This is a genomic window from Nostoc sp. DedQUE09, from assembly GCF_034530915.1.
Lineage (GTDB): Bacteria > Cyanobacteriota > Cyanobacteriia > Cyanobacteriales > Nostocaceae > Nostoc.
In genome coordinates, this window is the sequence record NZ_JAVRCE010000005.1 from 117,605 (window position 1) to 142,366 (window position 24,762).

Annotated in this window: 22 protein-coding genes and 1 pseudogene; 8 read left to right on the forward strand and 15 right to left on the reverse strand. The window is 40.6% G+C overall.

What is annotated here, in order from left to right; genetic code table 11:
• Positions 1–1,093: 1,093 nt before the first annotated feature.
• The 3 genes and pseudogenes from RMY27_RS05040 to RMY27_RS35430 all read left to right on the forward strand — a co-directional run.
• Positions 1,094–1,792, forward strand: a complete 699-nt coding sequence (locus tag RMY27_RS05040) for a hypothetical protein (protein ID WP_322661006.1) — start codon at positions 1,094–1,096, stop codon at positions 1,790–1,792.
• 345 nt (positions 1,793–2,137) lie between these two features.
• The gene (locus RMY27_RS05045; protein WP_322661008.1) at positions 2,138–3,463 is read left to right on the forward strand and encodes a hypothetical protein; all 1,326 of its coding nucleotides are present in this window, start codon (positions 2,138–2,140) and stop codon (positions 3,461–3,463) included.
• A gap of 160 nt (positions 3,464–3,623) precedes the next feature.
• Positions 3,624–3,752: pseudogene (locus tag RMY27_RS35430) on the forward strand (ATP-binding cassette domain-containing protein); the annotation flags it as partial.
• Here RMY27_RS35430 and RMY27_RS05055 read toward each other — a convergent pair.
• The 5 genes from RMY27_RS05055 to RMY27_RS05075 form a co-directional block, all read right to left on the reverse strand.
• Positions 3,743–4,540 carry a superoxide dismutase gene (locus RMY27_RS05055; protein ID WP_322661010.1) on the reverse strand — a complete coding sequence of 266 codons (798 nt, stop codon included), beginning with the start codon at positions 4,538–4,540 and terminating at the stop codon, positions 3,743–3,745. The pseudogene RMY27_RS35430 and the gene RMY27_RS05055 overlap by 10 nt on opposite strands.
• Positions 4,541–4,873: 333 nt before the next feature.
• The gene (locus tag RMY27_RS05060) at positions 4,874–5,437 is read right to left on the reverse strand and encodes a 3'-5' exonuclease (protein WP_322661012.1); all 564 of its coding nucleotides are present in this window, start codon (positions 5,435–5,437) and stop codon (positions 4,874–4,876) included.
• A gap of 175 nt (positions 5,438–5,612) precedes the next feature.
• Positions 5,613–6,047 (reverse strand): hypothetical protein, encoded by a 435-nt coding sequence (locus tag RMY27_RS05065; protein ID WP_322661115.1) that lies wholly within the window; start codon positions 6,045–6,047, stop codon positions 5,613–5,615.
• Positions 6,048–6,172: 125 nt separating this feature from the next.
• Positions 6,173–7,435 (reverse strand): sensor histidine kinase, encoded by a 1,263-nt coding sequence (locus RMY27_RS05070; protein ID WP_322661014.1) that lies wholly within the window; start codon positions 7,433–7,435, stop codon positions 6,173–6,175.
• Between the two features lie 177 nt (positions 7,436–7,612).
• Positions 7,613–9,496, reverse strand: a complete 1,884-nt coding sequence (locus RMY27_RS05075; protein WP_322661117.1) for an ATP-binding protein — start codon at positions 9,494–9,496, stop codon at positions 7,613–7,615.
• Positions 9,497–9,753: 257 nt separating this feature from the next.
• Between RMY27_RS05075 and petN the strand changes: the two genes are divergently transcribed.
• The 4 genes from petN (at position 9,754) to RMY27_RS05095 (ending at position 13,726) form a co-directional block, all read left to right on the forward strand.
• Positions 9,754–9,843 (forward strand): cytochrome b6-f complex subunit PetN, encoded by a 90-nt coding sequence (gene petN / locus RMY27_RS05080; RefSeq protein WP_012408302.1) that lies wholly within the window; start codon positions 9,754–9,756, stop codon positions 9,841–9,843.
• Positions 9,844–9,850: 7 nt separating this feature from the next.
• Positions 9,851–10,012 (forward strand): hypothetical protein, encoded by a 162-nt coding sequence (locus RMY27_RS05085; RefSeq protein WP_094350864.1) that lies wholly within the window; start codon positions 9,851–9,853, stop codon positions 10,010–10,012.
• A 154-nt stretch (positions 10,013–10,166) separates the two neighbouring features.
• Positions 10,167–13,388 (forward strand): GAF domain-containing protein, encoded by a 3,222-nt coding sequence (locus RMY27_RS05090; protein ID WP_322661016.1) that lies wholly within the window; start codon positions 10,167–10,169, stop codon positions 13,386–13,388.
• A gap of 215 nt (positions 13,389–13,603) precedes the next feature.
• Positions 13,604–13,726, forward strand: coding sequence for a hypothetical protein (locus RMY27_RS05095; RefSeq protein ID WP_322661018.1), 123 nt, complete (start codon positions 13,604–13,606; stop codon positions 13,724–13,726).
• 681 nt (positions 13,727–14,407) lie between these two features.
• Here RMY27_RS05095 and RMY27_RS05100 read toward each other — a convergent pair.
• The 3 genes from RMY27_RS05100 to RMY27_RS05110 form a co-directional block, all read right to left on the reverse strand.
• Positions 14,408–15,034, reverse strand: coding sequence for a hypothetical protein (locus RMY27_RS05100; RefSeq protein ID WP_322661020.1), 627 nt, complete (start codon positions 15,032–15,034; stop codon positions 14,408–14,410).
• A gap of 122 nt (positions 15,035–15,156) precedes the next feature.
• Entirely contained in the window at positions 15,157–16,437 is a 1,281-nt protein-coding gene (locus RMY27_RS05105) for an acetyltransferase (protein ID WP_322661022.1), read from the reverse strand.
• Positions 16,438–16,625: 188 nt separating this feature from the next.
• Positions 16,626–16,853 carry a hypothetical protein gene (locus tag RMY27_RS05110; RefSeq protein ID WP_322661024.1) on the reverse strand — a complete coding sequence of 76 codons (228 nt, stop codon included), beginning with the start codon at positions 16,851–16,853 and terminating at the stop codon, positions 16,626–16,628.
• Between the two features lie 373 nt (positions 16,854–17,226).
• On the opposite strand from RMY27_RS05110, the gene RMY27_RS05115 reads away from it, so the two are divergent.
• Complete coding sequence (locus RMY27_RS05115) at positions 17,227–17,631, forward strand: hypothetical protein (protein ID WP_416212307.1); 405 nt, start codon at positions 17,227–17,229, stop codon at positions 17,629–17,631.
• On the opposite strand, the gene RMY27_RS05120 is transcribed toward RMY27_RS05115, so the two are convergent.
• The 7 genes from RMY27_RS05120 to RMY27_RS05150 all read right to left on the reverse strand — a co-directional run bounded on the left by RMY27_RS05120 (position 17,553) and on the right by RMY27_RS05150 (position 24,333).
• The gene (locus RMY27_RS05120) at positions 17,553–18,449 is read right to left on the reverse strand and encodes a DUF4351 domain-containing protein (RefSeq protein WP_322661027.1); all 897 of its coding nucleotides are present in this window, start codon (positions 18,447–18,449) and stop codon (positions 17,553–17,555) included. The genes RMY27_RS05115 and RMY27_RS05120 overlap by 79 nt on opposite strands.
• A gap of 222 nt (positions 18,450–18,671) precedes the next feature.
• Positions 18,672–18,890, reverse strand: coding sequence for a type II toxin-antitoxin system HicB family antitoxin (locus RMY27_RS05125; protein ID WP_322661028.1), 219 nt, complete (start codon positions 18,888–18,890; stop codon positions 18,672–18,674).
• 233 nt (positions 18,891–19,123) lie between these two features.
• Positions 19,124–20,281 (reverse strand): ankyrin repeat domain-containing protein, encoded by a 1,158-nt coding sequence (locus tag RMY27_RS05130; protein WP_322661030.1) that lies wholly within the window; start codon positions 20,279–20,281, stop codon positions 19,124–19,126.
• Positions 20,271–21,125: a hypothetical protein gene (locus tag RMY27_RS05135; RefSeq protein ID WP_322661031.1), complete on the reverse strand. Its 855-nt coding sequence runs from the start codon at positions 21,123–21,125 to the stop codon at positions 20,271–20,273. Before RMY27_RS05135 ends, RMY27_RS05130 begins: the two co-directional genes overlap by 11 nt.
• A 212-nt stretch (positions 21,126–21,337) precedes the next feature.
• Positions 21,338–22,744 (reverse strand): NAD(P)(+) transhydrogenase (Re/Si-specific) subunit beta, encoded by a 1,407-nt coding sequence (locus RMY27_RS05140; protein WP_322661032.1) that lies wholly within the window; start codon positions 22,742–22,744, stop codon positions 21,338–21,340.
• Entirely contained in the window at positions 22,741–23,034 is a 294-nt protein-coding gene (locus tag RMY27_RS05145) for an NAD(P) transhydrogenase subunit alpha (protein ID WP_109009004.1), read from the reverse strand. The genes RMY27_RS05140 and RMY27_RS05145 overlap by 4 nt, the downstream gene beginning before the upstream one ends.
• A gap of 126 nt (positions 23,035–23,160) precedes the next feature.
• Positions 23,161–24,333 carry a Re/Si-specific NAD(P)(+) transhydrogenase subunit alpha gene (locus RMY27_RS05150; RefSeq protein WP_322661034.1) on the reverse strand — a complete coding sequence of 391 codons (1,173 nt, stop codon included), beginning with the start codon at positions 24,331–24,333 and terminating at the stop codon, positions 23,161–23,163.
• Positions 24,334–24,762: the final 429 nt, after the last annotated feature.

Consider the following 24,762-nt stretch of genomic DNA (forward strand, 5'->3'; position numbering starts at 1 on the left):
ATCAACAATTCTTGACAGAATTTGCTGCTTGTCGTGCTCATAGCCTCAACATTATTCAGGTTGATAATGTTGAGGCTATAATTTTATTTTGGATACCCTATCTGTCGCAAACATTTTTTGAGTTGGTATTAGATAAGTCGTAAATTTCTACTTTACAGACTGATAATGTCTGCGGCAATAACAGCAACAACACGTTAAATCACAAATTTTACACTTGTAATCTAACTTAAATTTGTTTTGTGGATAGGCATAGCCCGTCATAGACATCGCTTGGCAGGATAATTAAAAACTTGGGTTAGCGATCGCAATCTATTATTTATACGTATATTATCTAAGCTCAAAGTAATATTTAATACTTAAAAAATGATGATTTACTAACAATAGTATTAAGTTATTAAATAATAATAATGTGTAAATAGATTGAGCTTGCCTCTCACCTATTTGCTAGGAAATTTAATGAAGAGGTAGTTACGATTCCCAGTGTACAACTTTGACAACTGTCCACAATACTGTTGCATGTATCAAGGTCATGGTAATATTATCTTACTGTCAGGGAGATATTATTTTATACATCAATTTGTAACCATGCTGAAAGAGCTAGTTAGGTGCGCTACCTCCAAAAAACAAAAAATTATTCAACCTACCCAGGAAATCAACAAAAGCCCTAACGTGCAAAGCACAGAGCTTTTTAAACTCTGCTTATATAAGGTACTAAAGAGCTAACTAAAGCTCTTTTTTAGGAATCATCAGAGCCAGTAATAAAGGCATAAAACCCTCTTAGGATGGCAAAAAATTAGACAAGAGTAAATAGAAAAATTTTGACACAATGTCAGTAGTTTTTTGTATATGTAAAAATATCAAAAAGCCGAATTTGTCTTATCAATAAGACGTTAGCATTGTGTGTTTTATATTGATTCTCTTTGCGCTTAATTACCTATATATAAAAGTCCTATTTGATTAGTGAAAACTTAAGCTACCCTCGATCAAATCAGGCAAACACTTAAATTTAACAAATAAATTAGGACTGCTAGATCAATCTTGAGCTAGTAAAAATTCGATTATTTACAAAGTCAGTAAGAGTAACAGGAAAAACATGAATATCATAGTTCGTTTGTTTGGAGCGATCGTTCTCCAAGTATCTGCGTTGGCTGCAATGTCTAGCATGGCAATGTCTGATGACAAGCCCTTTCGCGTCAATACCCAACAGACACCTGCTGTTTATCCACGAAAAACAACACAGCCCTTTCGCATCAATACTCAGCAGACTCCTGCTGTTTATCCACGAAAAACAACACAGAGGATTTGCTCTTTAGATCCCATTGAAGATTTATTACCTCCACCACAAACTAAGACAAGTAATTCTTTGCTTTCTTACCTTGCTGAACAGGGTTTTACACAAAATAAAGAGGGTTCCTGGGTCTGTTATGCCAACGATCCTAAAAAAGAAGGGCGTTACTTTACTTTATTTAAGGTCAAACAAGTTAATAGCAGGCTCATAGCAAGTTCTTTCCTAGATGAAGGCAGTCTGATTCAAGGGCAGGAAAATCGTAGCTTGGACTTCTTTATGATGCTGATTGAGCGTCATACGAATAGTACTAAAGAGAATCGTCAAGGCATACGTAGATATCTACAAGCCTTCGTTTCCTTAGTCAAGGAAGGGAAGATCAAACCTACACGTCGTGGGTATCTTTTTGACCAACCAAACAGGGCTATGGTCTTATATCACACACTCTCATCGGGAAACCTTAAAGGTACAGGAATCACGATCAACATTTATTTACCTAAGAGTTGAATTGAGGAAGTAGGGGAGCAAAGGAGCAGAGGGGAATGGCACTAAGTTAAGACACAGCCCTTGCCCTGACTGGTTCCCAGCCTGGAGGCTGGGAACCCATTCTGGGAGGCTCTGCCTCCTCTTTCTTGACCAGAGGCAGAGCCTCTCTGAATACATTCCCAGTCTTAAGACTGGGAACGAGACTAAACAAGCCTTTGGGCTTTTCTTAGTGCCATTCGGAGCAGAGGGGCAGAGGAGACAAGGGGACTTAAGTCAGAACTTACAACAAATCTTTCCCTTGTCCCCAAGTCCTCTTTCCCATACCCAATCCCCAATTAAATTGCTGTCGTTTAGTGGAGGTGCATCTTGTCTAGATCAATTGTTCAAAAAATTGCGATGCCAAAAGTGGTTCGCTTTGCAGCGATCGCATTTTCATCTGTTGCAGTAGTACTCACTACGTGTCAGTCTGCTTTTGCACAGCTAAATGTTGGACGCTATGGCATCCAACAAGGGCTGGAGTCTGAGTATCTCCAGTACCAACTTAATAACCAGAATTTGAGCCGGATGCGAGTCATTCCTGGATGTGATGTGGGATTTGGTCTGACTTGCAATAAGACTGGATCGGTAATCCAACGATTAGTGGAGTTAAACAATGGGACTAGTTATCAAAACCTTCTGATCCGAGCAGCTGGCGGGGAGAAAAACTTCCAGAATTTCGCTAGCTTCTACGGCAATAATCCCAATCTCTCTGCGGTACCTTACGCCTCATTTTGGAGAAACGCATCTCCCGCAATCATGGATGGATCTCAATACCTTCTTGGACAACCTTATGGTCGCAATCCAGTAGAAGGACTCGGACTTGTAACCAAGCAGTTCTACTGGGCACCATACTCAGGAGTCAATGACTCTGTTAGCCTCCGTAGTGGGTTACTAGACCTGAAATTGTCATACGGACGACTACTGTTTGAAGAGGCCTCAAAAATTTCCAATATTCAAGAGCAGATTCAGTCTCTAGGTCTGTCGCCAGAGATGACAAATTTTTATTTAGATAAAATCTCTACAGGCTTGGATGCGTTGAGTACTGGAGATCAGAACCAACTCCAACAGAAGATTTTTGAAGTACTATCCTTTCCATACTCGGAAGATGGTGGGGAACTCGGACGCCCCAATAATGCGATTCCAGCGGAATTTAATCAGCTCTTAGGAGAAGGTATCGCAGGAGATACTTTGCTGAGTGAAAATCCACTAGCCTTGGACGGAGAAACAATAGCTTTTGATGCTTTCCCTGGCTCTACGGGAGATGTATTGGTACCAGACAGTTCTAATTCCTTTCCACTTTGGCCAATAATCGGCGTTGGGGGTCTTGGTTTAATTCTGTTTCTACTACTGAGTGGTGATAGTTCTTCAGCTCAACCATCGACACCTGTTTCTTCAGATCAACCACCTGCACCTGTTTCTCCAGAAAATACACCTTTGTCTCTGACCAGTAAAGGCGAATGCGATTTGACCCCTAGTGGTAATGGTTCCAATCACACACAGATTGTTGAGATTCCGTGTAATGTTACTCCTCAAACCCCCACGGAAGTGAGGAAGGTAATGGAGCCATCAACGATCAAAGCGCTTGTATTGCTAATTGTTCTACTATGGATAGTCCGTAACAAACACCGAACTTTAAAAATCCTAAATTCGTAATTATGTTACATAAGGGGATTTAGCGAAAAGTTAGAGCGCTAGTTTTCCAGAGATGTCTACGACAATCAACGTCTACGAGCATCAGGCTTAGAAAGAAATAATTAACCACTTAGGTTAGCACAGCCAACTGTGCTAACCTACCTGCGTCACTCATTCAAATGAGAATGGCGAATACGTTTCTATTATGGGAATGTCTGGTTCTGGCAAGTCTACGTTGATGAATATCATCGGTTGCCTCGATCGCTCAACATCTGGACATTATGTTTTAGAAGGCAGCGTTCAGTTCGGGGAGCGTCCCGTAGAGGAGGAAAGGTATCGCCTGTTAATCTGCGGCCAATTCACCACATTCCACCAATTATCTAAATACTCAGCCCGACGGTTGCGATATTTTAGGTAATAAGCGTGTTCCCATAGATCGTTACCCATAATCGGATATGAACCCTCCATAATTGGGTTATCCTGATTTGCTGTGGTGACAATCTGGAGTTCCTTTTGAGGATTGCGTACTAGCCACACCCAACCACTACCGAAACGAGCTGCACCCGCTGCATTAAACTGTTTTTTAAAGGCATCAAAGCTGCCAAAAGTTTTGTTAATTTCTTGAGCGATCGCGCCTGATGGTTGTCCTCCACCTTGGGGACTCATGAGTTGCCAAAAAATCGTGTGGTTGAGATGACCACCAGCGTTATTACGTACCTTTGTGCGAATATCTTCAGGTACGCTGTTCAAATTCACTAGCAAACCTTCAACACTTCTTTTTTGCAAATCTGGATATTGCTTCAATGCATCATTTAAGTTCTTGACGTAACTAGCATGATGTGCGCCATGATGCAATTTCATTGTTTCAGCATCAATCGCTTTTCCTAGTGCCCCATAAGCATAAGGTAATGGTGGTAGCTGTACGGGAGAAGCACTTAATGACCTATTAGGATAAGCTACAGTGGCAAATGATCTAGCTGTTGTTGGTGTAGAAGTTTGTGCCTCAGCTATTGGTACTAGTTCATGAGAAATTAGTAGAATTGTCAACACAATTGTTGTGAAGAAAAAAACTATTGTTTTTCGCCAAAATCTAATCATCAATTGTAGCCTCAAAATTAATCTTATTGGCTTATAACCCGATTCTAAACTGTTATTTCGCAGTTCAATTTAGCAAAATCTTATATATATTACCTTAGTTGTTAGTTAATTCGAGCAAAATACACATATAGCTGAAATTTTATTTTTTCAGCTTATAATTCAAACCTTATAACTAATTTTTTTTAGACTAAGAATAATAATTATTCATACGACTCCTGATTCTATTATGCTATGGGAATCTTAACTCGCTTATGCAAATATCCTGCTTACAGCATAATAGCTAGATTTTATCCACTATTTTGGCTAGGCTACGCTACTAAAATTTTCTCTTATTCAGCTTAACTTTTTCTTTTTCATCTGTCTGTAAATAGCTGCAATATTGCGGGCATCATCAATGCCTCGATGGTGTGTGCCTTTTAACTCTATCCCCAACTCATTCAGAGCCTGTGCCATACCAAATTTTTTAGATACGCCAAGATATTCCGAAAATTCCTCTTTAATATTTATGTGTTCTGAAGTAAAAGGATAAGGAAAATTATGAAACGCACAATCTTGAATAAATTGTTTTTTGTCGTAATTGCCCCAAGAACAAAAAATATAGTCGGGAAATAACTTAATCCATTCTTTAAAGCGAGAAATTGCCTCTAAAAATTTTGGTGCTTCGTCAATATCTTGCTGGCGAATACTAGTCAATTCTGTGCAAAAGCCTGTCAGTTGGGGATGTCTCACAGGTTGGATGAATTGCTGAAACTCTGAATCAATTTCCCACGTTGCTCGATTGAGCATCACTGCACCGATTTCAATGATTTCCATTTGGTGACGGGGAATAGTTTTTTTGTTACAGCATGTCGCTTCCAAATCAACTATCAGATAATAGTGGGATATTTTAGTATTCATATTATGTAATAAAGATGATTAATTTTAGTAATTATTTATACGTACTTTTTAATACATTACACAATTAATTTTGTAAGTTTGTTGTATTTATCATATTACAAAAATGTGATGCTTACAGCCTTTTTGATTTCTTTGAACTACAGCTAGCTGTAAGACCACATTAAGGCAAGGGGATTTAGATTGATGAAAAAGGTTTAACCCAACGGAATTGAATAGCGAGATCAAGAGCGATCGCAGCCAGTGCAAACCATAACAAACTTTCTGCCGCCAACACCAAAAAAGGCCAAATTGTGCTGATAGAATTCCACCCAAGTTCTATCTGAGTTAATCCGCGCACCAAGCCAAAGGCTAACACGCCACCAGCTTTGAGTTGAGGATTTTTATCAGAACGGATGATATAGCGGTAGGTGACACCAAATAGGAAACCAGTAAAAGTTGCAACTGCACCACTCACCAGCAAGCGCCAGTTAACATCATTTTGCAGACATACAAGCATCTGAAAATACTTTGCTAGTACGAAAGTATTCAACAGACTGGCGATCGCGAAGCTAAAACACACAGATGAACCCCCAACTATTCCAGCCTTGAGGGATTCTATGCGTTCTGCCATTAATTGAGGATCTAAAGTTGAATTCACTCTATATATAAATTAGGTATTGGAAATTGGGGAAGAGTTTTCCCAATTTCCAATATGATAAATGCTAGAGCAGTTTTGTAATTAATTAAATGTTGTTCTCAAGTAGGAATTTTGATGATAAACTCAGTTCCCATAGCAGGTTGAGAATTCACTTCTAAAACACCTTTGTGTTTCTCTACAACAATTTGATATGCGATAGACAAGCCAAGTCCAGTACCTTTTCCAACAGTTTTTGTCGTAAATAAAGGCTCAAACAAGCGTTTTTTAAGCCGTTCAGGAATACCAACCCCATTGTCAGCAATCCGAATTATAACTAATTGTTCAGAATCGATTTCTGTTGCAATTTTAATCTGAGGAATTAGATTGCTCATTTTACCTAGCATTATAGCTTCATCAAGGGCATCAACTGCATTTGCCAGAATGTTCATAAATACTTGATTCATCTGCCCTAGATAGCAGTTAACCTGTGGTAAATCTCCATAATTTTTAATAACTTCAATGCCGGGGCGATCGCCATTAGCCTTGAGGCGGTGTTGTAAAATCATTAGTGTACTATCTAGTCCTTGATGCAAATCAGCAGCTATTTTGGCATCACTATCCGAGCGAGAGAAGTTGCGGAGTGAATTAGAAAGGTTTTGAATTCGTTCACTTCCTATGTGGAGTGAGTTCAATATTTTTCCCATATCTTCGAGAACAAAGTTAAGATCCAAGCTCTTAATAGTATTGGTAATTTTGGCTGTTGGGTTGGGATACTCTTGTTCATATAGTAAAAGCAACTCAGTTACTGCTGTAATATATTCTTGCAAGGGTGGAATATTGCTAGAAATAAAGTTGATGGGGTTATTGATTTCATGGCCAATACCAGCGATTAGCTCTCCGAGTGTTGATAGTTTCTCTTGCTGCACTAGTTGGACTTGAGCTTTTTGCAAATCCTTGGTGCGATCGCTGACTTGTTGTTCCAAAGATTCAGTCAATTGTTTGAGTTGTAAATGTACGCGCACTCTTGCAATCACTTCCTCCTGTGCAAATGGTTTAGGGATATAGTCTACCGCGCCAAGGGAAAATCCCTTCGTTTTGCTTTCCGTATCTGCTAAGGCAGTGGTGAAAATAATCGGAATGTTTTGGGTAACAGGATTGGCTTTGAGACGGCGACAAGTTTCAAATCCGTCAATACCAGGCATTTGTACATCCAGTAAAATCAACTCTGGTTGATTGCGTTCGGCTTGAGCGATCGCACTTTCTCCATCGACTGCAACACGAAAACGAAAACCCTCACTATTGAGCGCTTCACACAAGACAGATAAATTTGTTGGATTATCATCCACAATCAAAATAAATCCGGTATCTGATATTTTGGGCATGATGAATTAACAATTGAAAATTAACTCAAATTAATTGATGTATTGTTGAATAAAAGAATTCAGGAGTCAGAATTCAGAATGGGCTAAACGCCCCGTGACCGTTAACAGAATTGAATTAGCATAGCTAGTTAATAACTAGTCTTGAAATGCTTTTACAGATCGTCTCATTTATTCTGACTACTGAATACTTACAATAAAATTTTCCAAACGTTTGAGTTGAAAATTACTAGCAAGTTGGACGAGCTGCTGGACAAAAATGCTTAAATGCTCGTCAGATTTAGAAAGTTCCTCGGCCAGTTCCAAAATTTTTTGAATATCGCCGTCTTGCGTTAGTTCGAGTAAATCTTGTAAAACCTCTTTGCCAGGATAAATCATCTCATTTTGTCGATCCAAAGCATCTGTATCGGTTTTTTTGATTTCATCTAGCTTCACATCAAAAATCCATTCCAGTTGCAAAAACTGTCGTAGCATTTCCAGCAACGTTTCAGCTTCTACAGGTTTTGGTAGAAATGCATTTGCACCTACATCAATACTCTTGTACTGGTCTGCTGCAAACACACTGGCTGAGGAAGCGATGACAGCAATCTCTTTAAATTGCTCAGACTGACGCAAACGTTCGATCAACTCAAATCCATTCAACATAGGCATCACGAGGTCAGTGATAATCAAGTCTGGTTTATGGGCTAGAGCTTTTTCCCATCCTTCCTGACCTTGACTCGCTTCTACAACATTAAACCCAACTGGCTCTAGTAAATTTACAATTACCGATCGATTTTCCCATTTGTCATCTGCAATCAAAATGGTGCGGCTTTGTCCTTGATAACCAATAATAGTTCCTTGCTCAACTGCTCTAGAAACCTTTGCCCAGTCTTTAGATTCTGGAAATTCTGCCTCGAACCAGAAAGTGCTACCTTTACCCAATTTACTTTGTACTTGAATTTGACTACCCATCAACAAAACAATGTTTTGGCTGATTGCTAATCCCAAGCCTGTACCTTCAGATTGTCGCTTTTGATTTCCCACTTGTTCAAAAGGTTGAAAGATTTTTTGGGCTTGTTCAGGGATTATCCCCGCACCAGTATCTATTACTTCAAAGCGAATTTTATAGTTAGTTTGTCCATTAGTATTTAATTGTTGAGCAATGACCTTAACTTTGAAGGTGACACTGCCTTCATTAGTAAATTTAATTGCATTACTAAGCAAGTTAATCAGAACTTGCCGCAAGCGTTTTTCATCAGTATGAATGCCCGTTGGTAAATCAGGATCGAGTTGGACGTAAAATGCGATCGCCTTTTGTTCTGCCCGGATACGGGAAATTTCAGTCACACTATCTATAAAAGCAGGTAAGTAGAAATCAACAGCATACAATTCTAGTTTCCGGGCTTCTATTTTGGAGAGATCCAGGACATCATTAATTAGGGTCAAAAGATGAGAGCCACATTGATAAATAATACTGACTCCTTTACGTCCTTTCTCACTCAAAGATTCTGTGCGTTGGAGAATTTGTGTATAGCCAAGAATACCGTTAAGAGGTGTGCGTAGTTCATGACTCATATTGGCCAGAAATTCACTCTTAGCTTGGTTAGAGCTTTGAGCGACTTCTTCTGCCAGGCGTAGTTCTTTCTCGATGCGCTTGCGCTCGACAATTTCAGTTGAAAGCGCTCGATTAATAACTTCTAACTGAGCAGGGCTAGGTAGGCTTAGAGCTTGAGGCATGAGATAAAATAACGCAAATGCCGTATATATCGAAATAATGGCAGTAAAAGCTTTTAAACTGCCTGAAATCCAATAGTCTGGATGCCAAAGCGTCCAAATATCCATCAGGTGTCCAGTACCGCAGGCAATGATAAAAGCACCAAATAACAAAAAGACTCCATTAAAAGGAACGTCTTTACGCTTGGAAATAAAGTAAATCAGTAGGAAGGGAATAGAATAATAGGCTAGAGCGATCGTGGCATCAGAAATAATGTGGAGCCAAACTAATCCAGTTTGCCAGAGATAACAATGTCCGTGAGGAATAAAACCGTTGGAGTGGAAAGGATAGTTGAAAAATGTCGGCATGATATTAGGGCTGCTGGATTGTAAATATATACGCATAGCCCTAGTATTCCCAAAGCATCAAGTTAGAAAGCGCGATCGCTACTTTTTTACATTCGTCTTTATCATTGCTTAAAGTACTAGCGTATCAAGGAAAATCTGGTGTCTTTTTTGCGCTCGCACGCCAAACTTACAATGTCATTGATAAAAAAATCTCAGCCTGCCCAATCCCTGTATGATAAATATTAGAAACCTTTTGTAATTATTTGAAAAGTGGGACTATGGAGATTTTGACACTAGGTTGGGTATCGCTGTTAGTTGTGTTCACTTGGTCAATTGCAATGGTAGTGTGGGGACGTAACGGACTGTAGAGGTATTGTGGAAAGTCCATTCTTGAGTATTTTGGCTTTATTTGCTGTAGTGCTGCTCGTAGTAGTCACTGGTGGTATTGGTTATTTGACCCTGGCAGATTGGCGCGATCGCCGTCGTCGAGATGAAGAGAAACGCACCACCCGCAGCGCCACTCCCAAGCGGCGATAATTTTCTCGTAATTGAAAATCTTTATTGTAGGGACATGATATTATCATGTCCCTACAGTATTTTGTATGACATTCCCAGGAAATAACTGTTACCTTTGCGATCGCAACGGGAATCATGAGATAGAAGACTTTCAATATTTAAAGTCCCACTGGGAATGGAAAACTCCTCTACTACTCAACCCATACAACCAAATTCAGAACGGCAAGAATCTCATTCAGATGTGACATGCTCTTTGCGTCAGAATGAGCAACAAAAAGCCTTATCTGGAGTTATTGCCCGTATTCGGGAGTCTCTAGACATAGAAACTATCTTCAAAATTACAGTCACTGAAGTCCGCCAACTTCTAAAAAGCGATCGGGTTGGCGTGTTTCGTTTTTATCCTGATTTGGCATGGGAAGGGGAATTTATCTATGAAGATGTGGCAACAGAATGGGATTCGGCACTAGCAGCCAAACTGCGCGATCACTGCTTTAGTGAGGAGTTCGCAGGACTGTATCAGCAAGGCCGAATTCGAGCAATAGATGATATTTATCAAGTTAATGCCAGTGATTGCTACATCCAAATTCTGGAAAGATTCCAAGTACGTGCCAATATAATTGCCCCTTTGATCAAAGGTAAAGATTTATGGGGATTGTTGTGTATTCATCAGTGTGGTAGTCCTCGACAATGGGAAGCATCAGAAATTGAGTTTGTGCAATTAATCGCCGAACATCTAGGAGTTGCTTTACAACAAGCAGATTACCTAGAACAAGCAAAACTACAATCGGCAGAACTAGCACAAGCAAAAGCCAGAGAAAAAGCAGCCCAATGGCAGAAAACCATAGCCATCACCATTGAGAAAATTCGTCAGTCCCTAGATTTGGAAAGCATTTTCCACACAACCACCGCAGAACTTAGGCAACTGCTAAATGCTGATCGCGTGGCTATTTATCGCTTCCATCCCGATTGGAGTGGTGAATTCGTGTTTGAATCAGTGGCAGAGGGTTGGGTTTCCTTGATAGATCAACAGTCGCAACGGCCGGAATTGAAAGAGAACGTCAGCGAATGTAGCGCCAAAGATTTAGCTAACCCCCCAGTCGCTGATACCTACTTACAAGATACAGAGGGTGGTAGCTTCAGTCAGTGTGAAGTGTACCGGATTTGTAATGATATTTACAATTCAGGCTTTAGTGACTGCTACATTAAAATTTTAGAGATATATCAAGCAAGAGCTTATGCGATCGTTGCCATTTACCACGGTCAGAAGCTTTGGGGCTTGCTAGCAGCGTACCAAAATGCTGGTGCTCGTGATTGGCAAAAAGATGAGGTTTACTTACTTACCCAAGTGGGTACTCAACTAGGTGTGGCTTTGCAGCAAGCGGAATTTATCCAACAAATGCAAATCCAAGCAGCAGACATCAGCAAAGCTGCTGAAAGGCAAAGGGCGTTAGCGAACACTGTCGAAAAAATTCGTCAGTCTCTTGAGATTGAAGCCATATTTAAAACCACTACTCAAGAAGTTCGTCGGCTATTAGAAGTGGAACGAGTCGCAATTTATCGCTTCTATCCTGATTGGAGTGGGGAATTTGTGGCTGATTCCATTGTTGATGGCTGGACACCAATTGTTAAGCCGCAGCCAGTAACAGAAGGCGTTCTTGTGCAAGGAAAACAAGCGGGTAAGTACGCACGTAATGAAGTTTTTGTACCAATTTCTCAGGGTGAAAAGCTGTGGGGATTGCTAGTAGCTTATCAAAACTCCCAGCCCCGTTATTGGCAAGATGAAGAAATCAACTTGCTAGCACAAGTTGGCGTTCAATTGGGGGTAGCATTACAGCAAGCTGAATCCTTGACACAGATGCAAGTGCAAGCCCAAAAACTGGCTCAAGCGGCCGAACGAGAACGGAAAGCAGCCGAAAGGCAGAAGGCCCTAGCTGCAACAGTGGAGAAAATCCGCCACTCTCTTGATATTGACACCATTTTTGCGACCAGTACAGAAGAAGTCCGACGGCTATTGGAAGTTGACCGAGTGACAATCTATCGATTCGGAACTGATTGGAGTGGGAAATTTGTTGCTGAGTCTTTAGCCCAAGGTTTGACACCAGTAAAGGAAATTGTACCTGCGATCTCTACGATGGTAACAGAGCGACTTTCCTTGACTTGTGCCGAGCGGAGCCGAGGTAGCGAAGTCGAAAGGAGTCGAAGTGCGGGCTATGCCTACGCAAGTAATTACTTGCAAGAAACCCAAGGCGGGGATTTTGCTAATGGTAAAATTCTTGTTATTAAGGATATTTACAGCACCGATGAATCTATTTCTTATATTGCCCTGATTGAACTAATGGAAGCTAGGGCATATATGATTGTGCCGATTTTTCAAGGTGAGAAACTTTGGGGATTGCTAGCAGCTTATCAAAATATCCAACCCCGGGATTGGCAAGAAGATGAGGTAGATTTGCTGATGCAGATTGGTACTCAGTTAGGGGTAGGACTTCAGCAAGCGGAATTACTCGAACAAACTCAATGTCAAAAAGAAGAACTGACCCAGACTCTTAAAGAATTACAGCACACTCAAAGCCAGTTAATTCAAAGTGAGAAAATGGCAGGTTTAGGGCAGTTAGTTGCTGGTGTAGCACATGAAATTAATAACCCAATTAGTTTTATTTATGGGAATATCACTTATGTTACTGAACATACCGAAAATTTATTTAAATTACTGCGTCTTTATCAGAAACAGTATCCTAAAGCAACAGGAGAAATTCAAAAGCAAGTAGCAGCACTAGATTTAGATTTTATTAGTGATGACTTGCCCAAAATTTTGACTTCAATGAAGATAGGGGCAGAGCGGATTTCTCAATTAGTCTTGTCGTTACGAAGTTTTTCTCGACTTGACGAAGCAGGAATGAAGCCCGTTGACCTTCATGAAGGTATCGACAGTACTTTGCTAATTTTACAACATCGACTGCAACCAGAAACTAATACTTTTGCGATTGAAATAGTTAAGCAATATGGTGAATTGCCGCCTGTAGTTTGCTATGCAGCCCAGATGAATCAGGTGTTTATGAATATTCTCAACAATGCGATTGATGCACTGGAAAACTTAGCAATTAGTGGGAAAAAAATTGACAATCCTAAAATTTGGATACGTACAGAAGTTATAGAAGAGAATACTGTTCTGATTTGGATTGCTGACAATGGTTGTGGGATTCCAGAGATTGTGCGATCGCGCATTTTTGAACCTTTCTTTACCACCAAACAACCTGGACAAGGTACTGGTTTAGGGTTATCTATTAGTTACCAAATTATTGTCGAAAAACACGGCGGTTATATCAAATGTATTTCTGAACCTAGTAAGGGCTCTGAGTTCTGGATACAAATCCCGATGAAACGGACAATTAGTTAGGAAAAACTAGGTAATGCATTCTCTACTAGAGGCTACATCAACACCTACGCAGTGTGGATATTTTACAGCCGATACTCACACTTTTTTAATGAACTACAGAGGTGCAGAGAAAACAGAAGAAAAATAGGAGTTTCTATTTAGAAGTGATTGAAAATGCACCCTGTAAACACCATATTTTGATTAGGATTAATAATAGAGCCACTCTCTAAACTTATATGCAAATTAAAGAAATTCTCCAAGCACTTCCAAGTTTGAGCATAAGCGATCGCCTGAAAATAGCTAAGTCAGCGCTGCAATTGGTTCTTCAAGAAAAACACTCACTTACTAAAAATGAGTAAAAACGCCAATTAACACTAGCCGCAATACATCCAGCCATACAGTGATACACCCTTCTCAAATGAGAAGTAGATTACTACATTTTCATATTAGTGGGATAGATTCAAATACTCATTTAAAGCTGCTGCTGTTTTTGATTCTTTCTGATAGCCGCAGAAACTGACCCAGTTTTTAATTGGAGTATGTGCTGAGTCAGATCGGATTGAGTCAGCAAATGCAATATGGCTGGAGTGCAACAAGGACAAAACAATTGTTCAAGGGGAAGCATAACTATTACTGTCTGAGATTTGTATATTGAGTTAGGCATTCATGGTGTACTAACGACACCAGTATAGCTAAGTGCTGAGTGCTGAGTGCTGTTAGCGGTAGCGGGGCGTTTAGCCCGTGCTGAGTAAAAATCCAGTTTTTTCAGGACTTTGAGCAATCAACACTGTCCTAATCTGTGTGACTACGGCTATATATGTAACGAACTAATTCAGGGGACTCTTGTCAATCTTCTCGTTTTTCCTGATGAGTTTAAAAGCTAAAATTACACTATTCAACCGAATGGATAGCCAAAGTGTCGCAAATCTCATTGATCCATTGCGCTCCCTAATAGCACAAGCTATTCTCATCAGAGAAAATCTCCCTGCACGTATATCAATCCTTTATGAAGAATAAGCACTGAGATTGCACCACAAACATTAGAAAAACTCACTATCGGTGCTATTGTTGGTGACACAAGCGCTATTACAGGTGTTATTAGTACCATTCAATTCAGAGGTAGTAGTTGCACCAACTGCCATTACTTGAGACCATTCACTGACGCGGTTGTTATCTAAGACAGCTCGCACTCGATAACCAAGCTGAATTTTATGCATTAACAAGATTAAATCACGGTTGAGTAATCCTTGTGATTTTTGGTTTTCATTAGATGCAGCTTGTATACGAAAGCAGCGATCGCTTTGTCGTTTGAACTTGGGAGATTTGCCTTCCATAAGCACCGTTTGCAGTTCGTATGCTTCAGCTTCAGGATATGCTTCCCAGCAAAGTTGCCAGTAAGTCGACCAGCGAATTAACTGGGCTGGTAATTCCTCGACTTCATCCGACAATGTAGACACAAGTCCGGTGACTGAGGGTTGTACTACTTGAGGCTGACTGGAGGTGATATCAGCAGTTACAGGGTTTATAAATCCTGGTTGCCCAACCTTCTGTGCAGCTATAGATGAACCATCATCAACAATTAGTATCAGCCCGAATATCAAAGTTAACAGCAGCATCAATCGTAGGCATTGTAATTGCACTAACGACAAGATTTTCAGATTCATCATTCTGCAAAAGTTAATTGCTTAGGCACAAGCTAATAAAAAAGATACCAGCCGTCATAAAAGAGATCCACGCTACACAACGAGTAGCTAAAAATACGGCTGGTATAGGAGTGACGGTCTTCCCCTTACCACTCCACAGGTAGAATCATACTGCCGTTGTCGGCATAGATTGTTCGAGAACGCACCTTTGTTTTGGGAGCTAATGTAGAATTGAAGACTGCGCTTTTTTGCCCAATTGCTGAGTTTTTACCAATGCTGGCGCGGAATATAACAGAGTTCGGCCCTAGCCCTACGGCATCACCTATGCTAGTTTCAGGGCCATTAGCAACACCATTGACAACCTGCCTACCGCCATGAACTAGAGCGCGAGGCCCATAACCAACTCCATTACCAAGAGTCAAACTAGTGGTTTCTAATGCGTGAAAGACAACATCGTTTGCCATACCAGCAATTTTGCCAACATTAAAAGGTTGACCTTCATCAGCACGCAGCGAAATTCTATTACCTATTTTTTTAGTAAGGCTTGCTAAAGAATCTTTCAGAACGAGATTGCCGATGATGCGGTTACGGAAGTTTGGATCGCGAGTAACACTCCCACCTATCTGCGGCAGACCTCCAGGGTTAAAAGCTGTGACTGGAGCGTAATTTATCCCTTTTACATTTGTCAAATCTGCTCTAGCTAATTTTGTATAACCTTTGGCAAATGCTTCATTGACTTCAATAATGCCTTCCATTAATGCAACGTCGGCTTGGGTCAGGTTTGCCACTTTCCCCAAACTGCCGCTAGTAGCTTCAAAGTTATTTGTGACGTTTTTACCTGGTAGGACTACTTTCCCGGCAGGCAAGGTAACACCAGGGCCAACCCGTGAGAGAAAGTTGATTACCGTGTTTCTTTCTACAGTTGCACCGTCTATTTCACAGTTGAAAGCGAGAAATGTCTCTGGAATATTGTTGTTAAACTGAGCATTGCTAATCGGGTCGGTAAAAGGCCCAGTAGAACCTTGAGTACCGATTTTGGCTGCACCTTTGACAATGGCCATGTGTGCCAAAATGACTCGTCGCCCAATCTCTACTCCCGTTCCCGAAGCTGTAATTTTCACTTGGTCTTGGACATTAGAATCTTCTGCAATTCTAATGGGAGCAGTAGTAGCGTCTAACTTGGCAAATGGTGCAACATAGACTTTTTTGCCCAAGCTTATATTTGTTGGATTTCTGATTGTTGCAGTTGGGTCAATGAAACTAGCTGACTCTGAAGGTGCTGTGCTTGGACATATAGGTAAGTTATTCGCCGTTGGATTACAACCCCCTCCAGTAGCAACGGCGGGTTGTTTATGTATCTGTGTACCTATGACAAACGCTAGGATAATTGCAACTAAGGCGCTAAAAATTGGGCGAGGTTTGAACATGGAAAGAAAACTCCTCACGGTTTTTGGAATATTTGGCTATGGGAAAATCTGCGCTCTCAAGTAAAAGATATACTCAGGCACTCGCCTACAGCAGGCGAAACACGATCGCAACCGCAGGAATTACTAAAAAATTACATTGCACCCATCTTTATTTAGGCTCTTTCTCTGTTTGAGTATGAGACAAAGGGCTAACCACCCCAATAACCTGCCAATTTGACGACTACTTGCAAAATAGATGATAATAAGGAGTTCAAAACTGGAACTGTAACTATCGTTGTTGCCCCAGCAGCCGCCTCATTGTAGACACTTTGCCAAGCTTCTGGCCCGCTAGTAGATTGTCTATCGATTTGTGTACTAACAGCTAACGTTAAGCCAAGCGCGGCTAAACCAACTAGTATTGTGCGACGTTTCAACATTATTTCTTGATACCTAATAGTTCGCCAAGTTTATTGGGTAAGGTAAAGCGAAAAGGTACAAGACCTACTTAAACTTTTCGGTTTACCTAACCTAATAACTTTCAAATTTAATTTAATCAAGTGCAAATTGCTACATCTAGCAATCAACAGTTCATTGTAATCCTATTTGCTGTTTAACACTAGAGTTTTAGATATTGAAAAAATTTATGGAAATAATAAAAATAGTATTAAATTTATAATGTAAAACTGTACAAAAAAGATAATGATTTAATTAAAAAACTCATCTATCTTAAGGAATAAAATTATATTAATCGCTGCTAGTATACAAAAAACTTGCCTCAAAAGCATCACGCTCCTAAGGCAAAGAAATCGCGTGGCTATTTATCGCTTCAATCCCGATGGGAGTGGTGAATTCGTGTTTGAATCAGTGACAGAAGGTTGGATCTCCCTCATCCACAAACAGTCGCAGCGGCCGGAATTGAGTGAAAACGTCAGTGAATGTAGCGCCAAAGATTTAGCTACACCTCCAGTCGCTGACACCTACTTACAAGATACAGAGGGTGGTAGTTTCAGTCGGTGTAAAGTCTATCAGGTTTGTAATGATATTTACAATTCCGGCTTTAGCGACTGCTACATTAAAATCTTAGAGATATATCAAGCAATAGCTTATGCGATCGCTCACATTGTGGAATACATATTTTATTGCTGTTGCAACCAAGCCACTAAATCAGCTTCAGTGGAAAAATCTAGTAAAGCTTCGGCTAAATCCTCTAACTGAGTTAAGGATAACCCACGTAGTTGCTCTTGTAATTCAGCAGTAATTACAGCAATTCGCTTTGTTAATAGACGCTGGATTATTTTTAACTCTCCTTGTTGTATACCTTCCTCCATCCAACTGGTGACGATTTGCATAACTACCTTCTGTTGAGTTGGTTCAAATTGAGCAATTTCAGTCTGGAAAATTTCTTCTTCTTGGGTATTTAGTCGCAGATAAGTATCAATAAACCCGGAAATAAATTGTATTCGCGCTGGATCTAGCTGCAAGGTAGCTAACAGGGGCAGACACTCAGATTTTACTCTGGGCCTGTCTTTTGGCGCTATGTTCATTTTAGCCATGAGCGCACTAGCTACGGGATTTTGCTGTTGCAGATATTCTCGCCAATTCAGGCGATTTAACTGGATGACATCATAGTTGAACTGCAAGACAATTTTATGAGGAAATGCTACTTGATGAAAATTTGTTTCAGCTTTTTTGGGGCTATCGTAAGAAAACAAAGCGATAGGATACACTGGCAAGGCGTATTTTTCATATAATCTAGCGAAGTAGCGATACATCTGCAAATCAAAAGCTTCTTGATAATAAGCTTGATGTTCTAGATGTACTAGGAAAAACGATTCTTGCTCTCTAAATCGCGCTTTTACTACTAAGTCAGTTTCATATTTTTCTCCAGCAGTAACATCGGTAAATACTTCTTTGTCAATGAAAGAGATCGTATCCCGTTCCAGATAAGCTGTTATCTCTGGAAAAAATAACTCGATGAACTCCCAAAAGAAGGTTGTTAACAGTTCTTTGAATAGGCGATCGTGGTCTATCATGTCAAATTTATATCATGTTTTGATCGGCGATACCTTCTCTTGGAGACGCTACACCAACGCCTATGCACGGTGAAAATTTTGCAGGCGATGCCAATTGGAGACGCTACGCGAACGGCAGGCTTTGCCTACGCATTTCAATAAAAAGTTAGCGATCGCCTAGCTTATAAAGTCACGCTTAGGCTACATAAAAGAAGCAAATCACTTTGTCAACGCACTACCCATTTAAGCCATCTTACAAACGGTCGGTTTTGGAAGTGCTTCCCCAGTGGCTTCATAAGCCATTATTAGTGACTCCAATGCTTCAGCACCATTTGCAACAGTTTCCTCATAAGTGTCGCCATGCGTCCGAAAAGGCTGTCCAGGGAAATCAGGAAATCCGAGTAAAAAGCAGTTGTCTTCATCAGACCATTGAATTAGCATTTGATATTTAAATTTGCTCATCTTCTTGATTCTCTTGCTATTTTTCTTCTACTTCTTGAATTGCTTATATAATAAATTGCCCAGAATAAAACCTAGTGTATCAATTATAGTTACATACTACTGCTAGACTAAAAGCAATGATGAGACAATAGCAGATGGTTTCCAGCGTTAGAAATACTGATACATTTCCAATGAAGTAGGTTATGCGATCGCTTTTGTTGTGAAGGTGCAATTAGGCGATCGCATTTTGCAACCTACTTATAATTAATAAGCGCGGCTATTTCTGTCAAATTCTTCTCAATCGCAATATCAAGCGGTATTTTCCCTTCGCTGTCGGGAATATTGACATTTGCACCAGCTTCCAATAACATTTTTATCGCTTCAACATTTTCTGCTTCCACTGCTAAATGTAAAGCTGTTTTACAAACAATATTTCTTCCTCGAACAAAGATGCTTTGCTCGTCGGGTTGCATTAATGCATTAATATTTGCTCCTCCAACAATCAGCATTTTGACGATATCGAAATAGCTCTGTTCAACAGCAAGCATAAGTGCTGTTTTGCCGTTAACTTCATAGACGTTCAAATCTGCGCCTGCCTCGATTAATGCTTGAGCAATTTGTGTGATTTTAGAAACAATATTATTTTCTTTTTCTGCAAGTCCATGTCCCGCTAAAGCTGTATTCATTCGTGTTGAAAGGAATACGGTAACAAGTGGAGCCATGTCATGCATTCCAACTTTGTTAACATTAGCACCTGCGCTAATTAATGCTTGGACATTTTCAATACGGGCAATTCGACATGCTGCTGTTAAAGGTGTGTCTTTACCAAGTTGTCTTGTGTTAACGTTACATCCGGCATTAACTAACAATTGGATAATTTCAGGATTGCTTTTTTCTGCTGCATCGACAAGTAAGCGAAATCCCGTATTAAATTTAACTGTTGCACCTGCCTGGATGAGTAAATTAACAATTTCGGTGTACCCTTTTTGTACAGCTTTTCTAATGTGAGATAAACCAGGATTTTCGCTGTTTAAATTGGGATTTGCACCTGCATTCAGAAGAATTTTTACAATGTCGGTGTACTCTTTATCAATAGCAAATTCTAAAGCATCCATTTTGAAACCAAATTCTTCGACTTGGGTATTTACATCTACACCTGCATCGATGAGTGCGCGAACAACTTCGGTTTTTCCTTCCATTGTCGCTGCCATTAATAAAGTTGGTACATTTTTTGCTCTTGAGTGTTGCTTTTCAGCTTCAACAAGTGCGCGAATAAATTCGATATCTCCTGCTTGTACTGCTGCTGATAAACGTTCAAATGCGATTTTTTCCTCTTCGGATGATTTTGTTTTGCTTTCTCCTGTCGCTGCTTGGAAAATCGCTGCGATCGTTTCATTAAGATTATTCTGCATCGTCTTCGCTCTCTTCTTGTTTATCGCATTCCCATTCTTCTTGCAGCGATACCCAATCTGCACGAACAATCGTGTTTTCTGAGGTTGTTTCTACTTCGAGTGCTGGTTTCCCGTTGATGCTCCTCCACCAGCAAGCAGGAAGGTAAATTCCAAGTTTGCTGAAAAATTCGTTTATAAATTTTACTCTTGGCTCTGCACTAATATCATATTCTTCTTCAGTGTCGTAGTCATTGTCATCGTCATCAAATTTGATCTCAGGTTTTGCACGTACTTTAGACTCAAAACTAAAATCAAAACCTGATGCTTGCTCAAATTTTTCGCTCAATTCACCATTTTCAAATAAATCATATCCAATTGCAGCAGATGTATCCTCTTCACTTAGGGTAATTGCTTTTGTTTTAAGCTTGGCTGATAATTCTTTTGCCGCTCTTGGTACTTCTTCAAGTTCATTTTCACCAAGCCAGCCTAGTGAACATATTACTACTACCCATCCATTAGTTTTCACTTGAATAAATGGGTATCCCGGTTTAAATTCTTCCCTTTCTTGTTGGTAATATTCATCCTGTTCTTGTTCATTTAGTTCTCTAAAGGGTTTAACAAACTTCAGCAGAATATTTTTCTCCCATTGCATCTGGCGATTTTTGACGCGATATTCTTTGTATTTCATTGTCTGATAATCGCGTCTATCGCGCTTGGAAAAACCTTCGCGTAATTCCATCCACGCTTGCACAACTTCATCAATTGGCGCTTTTACAGCAAACAGCGAATATTCGGGGTGTCCGTTATAAATCATACTTAGAAAATCAATAACCCCTTGTTTATGCACCTGTGTTGTTCCGCTCATAATTACTGCAAATTTTAGATTACAAAACTTTTCAAGATAAATTCACCCGTTACCTATGGCACAAGCAAACATATAAATCAAAACCTATTTTTTATTATTCCCAAATTAAAAACCCAGCTAACACTATGTATTAACTGGGTCAAAAACGCAATATTAAAATTCCTAACGTTAGAATCCCGACTTCTTTAAGAAGTCGGGATTCTTGCAATATCTTAAAGCTGCTTCACCTCAGAAACCAACTTCGCCACCATATCCTTCGCGCTTCCAAAAAGCATCGTAGTTTTATCCTTGTAGAACAACTCATTATCTACACCGGCAAAACCCGTACTCATCCCGCGCTTAATTACAATTGTCTGCTTCGCCCGATCTACTTCCAAAATCGGCATACCATAAATCGGGCTATTTTTATCACTCCGCGCCGCCGGATTTACTACATCATTTGCCCCAATTATTAAAGCCACATCAGCTTGTTCAAACTGGGGATTAATATCATCCATGTCGTACAACTGGGTATAAGGCACATTTGCCTCTGCCAGCAACACATTCATGTGCCCCGGCATTCTCCCAGCAACGGGGTGAATGGCATACTTGACATCAACACCCATTTTTTCTAACTGATCTGACAATTCCCGGACGCTATGTTGCGCTTGGGCTACTGCCATACCATAACCAGGCACAATTACCACAGAACGGGCATAACCCAACATCATCGCCCCTTCTTCAGGATCGATACTGCGGACAGTTTGATCGATCGCACCACCACTAGCAGCAGCACCACCAGAAGTAGATCCTGTACCAAAAGCGCTGAACAGCACACTAAATAAGGAGCGGTTCATTGCCTTACACATAATTTCGGTGAGGATTAAGCCAGATGCTCCTACCAAAGCACCAGCGATGATTAACATATTGTTCATCACCACGAATCCAGCAGCAGCAGCCGCCACACCTGACAAGGAGTTCAACAGCGAAATTACCACCGGCATATCGCCGCCACCAATGGGGATAACGAACATCACACCCAACACTAAGGAAACAGCTACCACTCCCAAGAATATGGGTAAGCTATCTGGTGTAATGATTAAATAGACACTGCCTACCAAATAAGCACCCAGAAGCAACAGGTTAAATGGTTGCTGGAAAGGAAATGTAATCGGAGAACCGCTAATTAAACCTTGCAATTTAGCAAAGGCTAAAAAACTACCTGTGAAGGTAACACCACCGATTAACACGTCCAACAGCATGGAAATGTTTACATCTAGGGGTACAGGTGCGCCAGAATCCAATAATCGCCAAAATTCGGCAACAGCTACTAGTGCAGAAGCCGCACCGCCCAAACCGTTGAGTAAACCCACCATTTGGGGCATTTCCGTCATTTGGACTTTATAGGCAACGATCGCACCAATTCCCGATCCAATTGCCAAGCCCAACAATATCATCTCGTAGTTCAACACATGCTGATCGAGCATTGTCGCCACAATTGCCAGCAGCATCCCCACAGATGCAATCACATTACCGTTTCGCGCTGTAGCTGGTGAACCCAGCTTTTTCAAACCAAAAATGAATAAGGATGCAGCGACTAAATATGTCAGCTGAATGCCAGTTGGTAAAAAGTCGCTCACGCCTTAATCTCCTTCTTCTTGAACATTTGCAGCATTCTATCTGTGACTAGAAAGCCACCTACAACGTTGACTGTAGCTAGTACTACAGCGATTAAACCAAGAATTACTGACACACTTGTTTCTCTAGCACCTGAGGCCACTATTGCCCCAAGTACCGAAATGCCAGAAATGGCGTTTGAACCTGACATTAAAGGCGTGTGTAGAGTTGGTGGGATTTTATTGATGACTTCAAAACCGATAAAAGATGCCAATACAAATACAAACAAAGCAGCAAGTAATGCCTCTGTCATGAAATCAAAACTCCTTGTATAAATGGGCATTGGGCATTAGGAGTGCTGAGTGCTGAGTGCTGAGTTAAGAGTTAAGAATTTTGTTTACCCTCTTGTCCCCCTATCTCCCTCATCTCCCTCATCTCCCTAATTAACCGCCGGTTGTTGAGTATTCGATGCTTGTAGTGCATCCCGCACTCGTTGATTGCGAATTTCACCTGCATGGGTAACGCAAGCAGCATCAACGATGTCGTCGCCAAAATCCACCTGTAAAGCTTTGTCTTTAATTAGCAGTTGAATCAACGATGTTACATTCTTGGCATACAATTGGCTGGCGTGAATTGGCATTGATGATGGGAGATTGATAGGGCCAATAATTGTTACACCATTCCACACAATATCTTTGCCGGGTTCAGTACAGGCGCAGTTACCACCTTGTTCAGCAGCTAAATCCACAATTACTGAACCTGGTTTCATTTGTGCCACCATTTCTTCTGTTACTAGCCGTGGTGCTTGTCTTCCAGGTACTTGAGCAGTAGTAATTACGACATCAGAATTTTTGATGTGTTCAGCAACAACTTCTTGAGTACGTTGTTTACTAGCTTCAGAAATTTCTTTGGCGTAACCGCCAGCAGCGACGGTTTCTTCGTCTAATTTGACTTCAACGAATTTTGCTCCTAAGCTTTGCACTTCTTCTTTGACGGCGGGACGGATATCAAAGGCTTCTACTACTGCTCCCAAACGTCTAGCGGTGGCGATCGCTTGCAATCCCGCTACACCAGCGCCCATAATAAATACTTTGGCTGGCGCGATCGTACCTGCGGCTGTGGTTAACATCGGGAAGTATTTCGGTAATGCTGCTGCGGCAATTAATACTGCTTTGTAACCTGCTAATGAAGCTTGCGAGGACAAAGCATCCATACTTTGTGCCCTGGTAGTACGGGGGATCATCTCCATACTCAAAGCTGTGACTTTCCGATTTGCTAGTTGCTGCGCCACAATGGGATTTCCCAAAGGATTGAGGAAACTGACTAAAACAGCCCCTTCCTTTAACAAATCAATTTCTGAACGTCCATCTTCTCGTTCTTGCGGTGGACTGACTTTCAGCAGAATATCTGTTTCACCCCATAATTTGGCAGTATCGCTGATTATTATGGCTCCTGCTGCTTCATAGTCAGGATCGCTAAAAAAAGATCGCTCTCCTGCACCTGCTTCTACCCACACTTCCAAACCTTGTTTTACCAATCGGGCAACTGTGTCAGGAATTAATGCCACACGACGTTCACAAACCTCAATTTCTTTAGCAACTGCTATTCTCATGAAATCTCCTGAAGATAAATACTTAATCTCTGCCAAGTAAGCGATGTCTAGATGATAGATGTCCCCCACTCATAGTACTTAGGCAGGAACATCAGCCATGAATTTTACTTGTAGATTGAACCTTGAATCTTTCCTCTCCCACTCTTAGCTCTCCAGGCAAAGCCTCACTTTGCCGCTCGCAGATGTCATATTTTCAGATAGTTGCAAACAGGGTTACGTATTGCACATCCTAAATTGATTCCCAAATTTTGCATCTTTATCTTTAGCTTGTTTTCGGGATTGAAAAATTTTGGTATTCCTTTCTTATAGAGTAATATTGACCGAATTTTGAAACCTTGATAATTTCCCAATCAAATTTTAATGATTACGAGTTCGATTCCAATCCAACTTATTTTAATCAATTTAGCCCAAGTTAACTGGCGATCGCTG